This window comes from Pseudomonas sp., assembly GCF_035277045.1.
Classification (GTDB): Bacteria; Pseudomonadota; Gammaproteobacteria; order Pseudomonadales; family Pseudomonadaceae; genus Aquipseudomonas.
The window spans coordinates 1-5,740 of record NZ_DATELE010000029.1 but is presented as its reverse complement, the minus strand read 5'-3'; the positions used below and the strand labels follow the sequence as shown (position 1 = coordinate 5,740).

Here is a 5,740-nt window from a genome sequence, read left to right as displayed (position 1 = left end):
TCGGCCTGTAGCGCCAGGATGCCGTCCAGGTCGGCTTCGGTGGCGCGGGTGACTTCGAGGGTGTGGAGGGTCATCGTTGTGTGCGTCCGGTTCTGAGGGGTTACCTGCCGCGTACACACCACCCGTACGGGTTGGCCAAGGATCTCACGCGGGTTCTGTTGAGGTGGACCCTTGCGAGGGCTGGACGGTTCCAGCCTCGGTGCCGTCCGTAACTTTGGGAAATTTCCTGCATACTCCGCGGCGATCAATTTCGTAGCGTGCACTTTTTACTCACAAGGAAGCCTACGCCATGCATCAACACTGGATGAACATCACCCACGCCTACGTGCATGCCAGCCGGGCCCTCAGCCCGGTCACACTGTGGCGCGGCGGGCCGAAGCGCGAGCTGGTGCCGCTGGCGCTGACGTTGGCGTTGATGGTCGCCGTGGCGGCCTCTCTCTACCGTGTCGCTCTGCCGATATGGCCGGTGGTCTGCATCCTCTCAGTCGCGGTCCTGATGCTGCTGTGCTTCAGCGCCATGGACCGCATCGCCGCGCGGCGGTATCCCCATGAATACGCGCGGTACAGCATCTCCCGGCAGCCGTTTTCCAAGCGCCTCGATTTTCTTTGCTACGCGCTGTTCAGGCAGCGGATGACGGAGGAGGGGTATACGGTGGCGCAGTTGAAGGCGATCGCCGATTACTCGGAAACGCTGGGGCCGTTGCCCAAGCCCTTCCAGATCAACCAGCATTTCCTCACGCTGGCCTTGAGCTCGGTGCTGATCGGGTTGTTCATCAACTACCTCCAGGGCACCGCCGACTGGGCGGAGCGCGGGCTGGTGTACATCTGGGCGGTGGCCTCGATCGCCGTTGTCGTCACCCTTGTGCTTGACGGCATCCGCACCGCGCAATCGCGGGAGATCCGGGTGCGGCGGTATCTCAAACGTGCGTGGATCGAGCTGGAGTATGAGCGGATGTCAGAGGTTGAGGTTGGTGAGCGGGATGCCGAGGTGGTCTCCCCGCGGTGGCAGCGGTAGTTGTACCGGGACGGATTGATGTGTTGAACTCACCGACCTCTTCGCTGGCAAGCCAGCCCACAAGTACAGCGTTGGCGTCAGTCAACTCTCTAACCCACGCCACCCTTTCGAATATCCGCAAGGCCGCCTCATGCCCCCAGTCATCATCCCCCCCGCCCGTCCTGCCGCCGAAGAAATCGTCGCCTTCACCAACACCGCCCGCCGCGACCTTTTCCCGAAGCTCGCCAATTCCCCGGTCCCTGACGACCTGGCCCGCTTTCCCGAGGTCTATCTCGACGGCCCCGGCTGCTGCCTTACCGTCCGCGACCATGGCGCGCTCATCGCCGTGATCGGCTATCTGCCCTACGACCACCGCTTTCCCCAACTGGATTACCGCGGCGCGAAGGTCGTGGAGGTCGTGCGCCTGTTCGTCCTTCCCGAATATCGCCGAGGCGGGTTGGCGGCGCGACTGTTCTCGGCCCTGAAAGAGCATGCCCGCGGTCAAGGCATCGAATGCCTGTACCTGCACACGCACCCCTTCCTTCCAGGCGCGATTGCGTTCTGGGAACGGCAAGGGTTCGAGGTTGTGGATGTGGAGGATGATCCACTGTGGCAGACGACGCACATGCATCTGTGGCTCAAGCCCTCGGCAGCACCGGCCTCTGAGCCATGAGCGTGGTCAAGCCTGGGGCCGGTGCGGTTTGGGGAACATTGTCCTCCACCGAGGTACTCCCAGCCCCAGGCCCGGCATCGCCTGGCCTCTTTGTCCCCTGCCTGCATCGCACAATCTTCTAGTCCTGCGCCCCGGCGAGGGCTTCGCCCTCGATCGCGGCACAAGGCACGCTCCCACAGGGCCCGGCTTTGCCGGGCCGGGGTTGTGATTACCTCGGTAGAAGACAGTTGCTCCCACGAATGCCCTGGCTGCGCCGGGCACTACTCAAGCCCCGGTGCCCGGCGCAGCCGAGCACCTGTGGGAACGTGCCTTGTGCCGCGAAACGAGGGCGAAGCCCTCGCCGGGGCGCAAGATCAAGAGGCTATGCAATGATGGCAGGGAGCACAAAGCCCGTGCCATCAAGACCTGCGTCCCACCAGCAACGCAACCCCGGCGACACCTAGCAGCGCCCCGCAGATCCTGTTGAAGCAAATCCGCGCCCAAGGCGTCGCCAGCAATCGCTGCAGGTGCAGCCCCGCATATCCATAGAGCGCGATCGCCACCCATTCCAGCACCAGAAACACCAGTCCCAGACACAGAAACTGCATCCCGACCGGCCTGTCGTGCACTACGAACTGCGGCAGAAACGCCGTGAATATCAATATCGCCTTAGGGTTCCCGGCAGCAACGATGAACTCCCGGCGCATCAGCTGAACGATATTCGCCTTGGTCTGCTCACCTTTGGCGTCAGGCTCCTCAGGTCTGCTTCTCCAAAGCTGGACCGCGATGTAGATCAGGTACGCAGCGCCCACCCACCTGATCGCATTGAAGATCGCCTCCGAGGCAACGATCACCGCCGCCAGCCCCGCCGAAGCCAGGCCAATCATTACTGCAAACGCAAACAGTCTCCCGATGCCTGCCACGCACGAAGCCCCAAAGCCATGGCTCGCCGCATTGTTCAGCGAAAGCAGATTGTTCGGCCCCGGCGCCATGTTCAGCACAAAGCAAGCCGGTACGAATAGAAGCAGAGTGGCGAAATCCATCTTGTTCAGCGCTCGCTGTCGGTATTGTAGTTGTAGTGGAAACACCGATTAACCCACGTCTGACGGCCCGATGCCAGCCGCGCCGGAGACGAATGAATGGGGCGGCCGGGCCCGGCCACACGCTAGCCTCCGTGTCGGCATAGCCGGCACTTGTGGAGGCTTTGTGCCGCGCGGAGCGGCCCCGGAATCGTCTAGGCGCTGCAGGAGCAGCTGGTTGGATTCGGTGTTCCCTTCCACCACTGCGCGACACGGTACTCCTGCGACCCGGCAAGGGCTACGCCCTCGATCGCGGCACAAGGCCTGCAGGAGCTAGCATAGCCAGCTCGGTTATCGATGCCCGGCCCGGCGCAGCCAGGGTATTTGTGGGAGCAACTGTCTTCTACCGAGGTACTCCCAGCCCCCGGCCCGGCAAAGCCGGGCCCTGTGGGAGCGTGCCTTGTGCCGCGAAACGAGGGCGAAGCCCTCGCCGGAACGCCGACCTATCAGTCGCTACGACCTTGGAAGGGACCAGCGTACCCCCGAAAAACACCGAGGCTACAGTTAGAGAAGGCCGCACGTGCGGCCATACACCTACAACGTCAGCCAACATTATCCCGAGTCACCGGCCGCACCTGCGGCTCCGGCCTCGGCGCCGCGGGTGGCTCGGTCGGCAACAACACCAGTCCATCCAGCACCTTGTGCACCAGCGCCTCCGCCATCTCCAGCGACGTCTGCGATCCCCACAACAATCGCCGCGCATCACCGCGCGCATCCTCGCGGGCAAGGGTGACGGATTGATAGGCGCCTTGCAGCAGGTGAAGGGTATGGACTAGCGCATCCTCAGCCATTACGCCGGGGCGCACGGTGAAGATCGGCTCATGATGGCCGTTGCAGGTGCCGAAGGTGAGGCGTTTGAGCGAGTGCTCTTCGGGTGGGTCGGGTAGTCCTTTGGTCATGATGAAACTCCTGGAGTGAATGGAGCCATCACCGCTCGCTACCAAACGATTGGTGACGGCTGTACGCAGGTTGGTAGACCGGGACTCCAGGAACCCAGCGCGCGCAAAGGCGCCCCGCGCACAGCCGCCATGACACGAAACGACAGGCACAAAAAAAGCGCCGGCCGAAACGGATGGGGCGCTTGCACGCCGTGGAGGTCCTCGGGCTACCAAACCCGGTCGCTGGATTGACAGCGACGGGGGGAGGTTAGCGATGTTGGAGGGTAGATTCAAGCAGTCAAATCGCGGCGCCTGAATGTCCCATGATGAGCCCAAAGTCCCCGGCGTCTTTTAGAGCCGGGCGCCACGACAGCCTGCCTCGTGCAGCGAAACGATGGAGATACTCTCGCCGACACCTCCCACTGGAAACGTCGTCACACCTAGAAGCACTTCTCGGAAACGGACTACATACGGCGCTTCGCCTGATGCCATAGCGTTCGACTTCCATCCACGAGGAGTAAGCGAAATGGCGTATCACGGCTACATGACGATCACTGGCAAAAAACAGGGTCTGATCTCCGCAGGCTGCTCGACACAGGACTCAATCGGCAATCGCTGCCAACGCGCTCACGCTGATGAAATTCAAGTGCTGTCGTTCACTCACAACCTCTTGAACAACGACAACACGCAGCGGGCTTCCCACGAGCCGGTGCTCATCACCAAGCACCTGGACAAGGCGACTCCCCTTCTGGCCCAAGCACTGGATACCCGCGAAGAAGTCCAATGCAATATCAAGTTCTATCGTACCAATATGGCGGGTACTCGTGAAAAGTACTTCACCGTCAGTCTCACGGGCGGCTTGATCTCGCAGCAACATCTGGATATGCCCCATTCGGTACTGCTTGCCGATCAGGATGCTCAAGAACACCTGGCCATCCGCTATCGAGAAATCTCTTGGCATCACCACGCAGCCGGTACTAGCGGCTATGCGACCTGGGGAGATCATTCATGAGTCGAGATACCGATGCCCAGGAAATCGATGCAAACGATTTGTGGGAAATCACCTACGCCGCATCGCAGTTGACCGCCTATGGCTTTTCGGTAAGCGCTCGCCACCTAAAGGATCTGCGCACGCGCATGCAGTTCAATCGTGAGATGGCCTATTTCGGGAAGCGCGTGGTGGAGGATGTAATTCAGCGACGGTTGACGCTCGAGGAGGGTCTGGGGGAGATCAAGAAGGAGCAGCAAAGTCTATTACAGCAAGCGAAAAGTGTCGCTTTCAAGGTTCTCGGTATCGCTGGTGGTGCAGGGCAGGTTATTTCAGGGGCAGGGATGTGTTATGGAAGTGCCGGAACGCTCTGCGCAGTTGGCGCGCCCATGATGGCGCATGGCGGAAACAATATCTATGAGAATGGTCGTAATCTTTATGAGGGGCGCGACGATGTCGAGGGGCCCGTCAGAAAGGCTTATCACTCCGCAGCGAGGGCTCTTGGTTATACAGAAAAGGAAGGGAATGAGGCCTATCTCGCTGGGGACTTGGCTCTCTCGGTGGCCGGGATGGCGTGAAGAGTCCCAAGGAAAGGTGCGTGGAAACTGTTCAGATATATGGATTTAGATAAGCAGCGAACTATTATGCAAATGTCAAAACGCGCGTTGTTCTTGGAGATGGGTGTGAATGCGCAGACGATACACCAGCTCCATGAGGAATATAAAAAATGACCGCGGCTGAATTTGTGGTCTTGACTATTGCGAATGTGATGTTCGGCCTGCTTCTGAATAAAGTATTGAAGGGTTCGAGCGTAGCTGTGTGGAGGGTATGGGTGAGTATTGGGTACAATGCTTTTGCCATGGGCGCATATCTAGATCTTTTGAAAAGAGATAAGTTTTTAGGGTGGCAAATTCAGCCTGCCAGTTATCCAGTCGAGGTAGTACTAGCTGTATTGACCGTTGCTATGGTGATCTTTCATGTCTGGATAGGTCTTCGCTTCCGCGAAAGCTAGTCGAATGTGATGCAGTGTATTATCTGTAAGTAGGCCGTGAGTCATCAAGCCTGAATGGCTGATGGAAGTTGAGCTGATGTGCAAACAGGCTTCCAGTCACATGAGGAATAAAAGAAATGAGTCTTCTTGGTCATGTT

General features: G+C 59.6%; 7 protein-coding genes. 5 read left to right on the top strand and 2 right to left on the bottom strand.

Annotated features, from left to right (window positions below):
* The first annotated feature begins 289 nt into the window (after positions 1-289).
* Positions 290-1,015: a hypothetical protein gene (locus tag VJS90_RS01335; protein WP_324118302.1), complete on the top strand. Its 726-nt coding sequence runs from the start codon at positions 290-292 to the stop codon at positions 1,013-1,015.
* Between the two features lie 130 nt (positions 1,016-1,145).
* A complete protein-coding gene (locus tag VJS90_RS01330; protein WP_324118300.1) occupies positions 1,146-1,667 on the top strand; it encodes a GNAT family N-acetyltransferase in 522 nt (173 codons plus the stop codon).
* A gap of 398 nt (positions 1,668-2,065) precedes the next feature.
* Here the strand turns inward: VJS90_RS01330 and VJS90_RS01325 are convergent, their stop codons facing one another.
* Complete coding sequence (locus VJS90_RS01325; RefSeq protein ID WP_324118298.1) at positions 2,066-2,689, bottom strand: LysE family translocator; 624 nt, start codon at positions 2,687-2,689, stop codon at positions 2,066-2,068.
* Positions 2,690-3,267: 578 nt separating this feature from the next.
* Positions 3,268-3,624 carry a DUF6124 family protein gene (locus VJS90_RS01320; protein ID WP_324118296.1) on the bottom strand — a complete coding sequence of 119 codons (357 nt, stop codon included), beginning with the start codon at positions 3,622-3,624 and terminating at the stop codon, positions 3,268-3,270.
* 505 nt (positions 3,625-4,129) lie between these two features.
* On the opposite strand from VJS90_RS01320, the gene VJS90_RS01315 reads away from it, so the two are divergent.
* The 3 genes from VJS90_RS01315 to VJS90_RS01305 all read left to right on the top strand — a co-directional run bounded on the left by VJS90_RS01315 (position 4,130) and on the right by VJS90_RS01305 (position 5,603).
* Positions 4,130-4,615 carry an Hcp family type VI secretion system effector gene (locus VJS90_RS01315; protein ID WP_324118294.1) on the top strand — a complete coding sequence of 162 codons (486 nt, stop codon included), beginning with the start codon at positions 4,130-4,132 and terminating at the stop codon, positions 4,613-4,615.
* Positions 4,612-5,169 (top strand): DUF4225 domain-containing protein, encoded by a 558-nt coding sequence (locus tag VJS90_RS01310; protein WP_324118293.1) that lies wholly within the window; start codon positions 4,612-4,614, stop codon positions 5,167-5,169. Before VJS90_RS01315 ends, VJS90_RS01310 begins: the two co-directional genes overlap by 4 nt.
* Before the next feature lie 149 nt (positions 5,170-5,318).
* Positions 5,319-5,603 carry a hypothetical protein gene (locus tag VJS90_RS01305; RefSeq protein WP_324118283.1) on the top strand — a complete coding sequence of 95 codons (285 nt, stop codon included), beginning with the start codon at positions 5,319-5,321 and terminating at the stop codon, positions 5,601-5,603.
* The last annotated feature ends 137 nt before the right edge of the window (positions 5,604-5,740 follow it).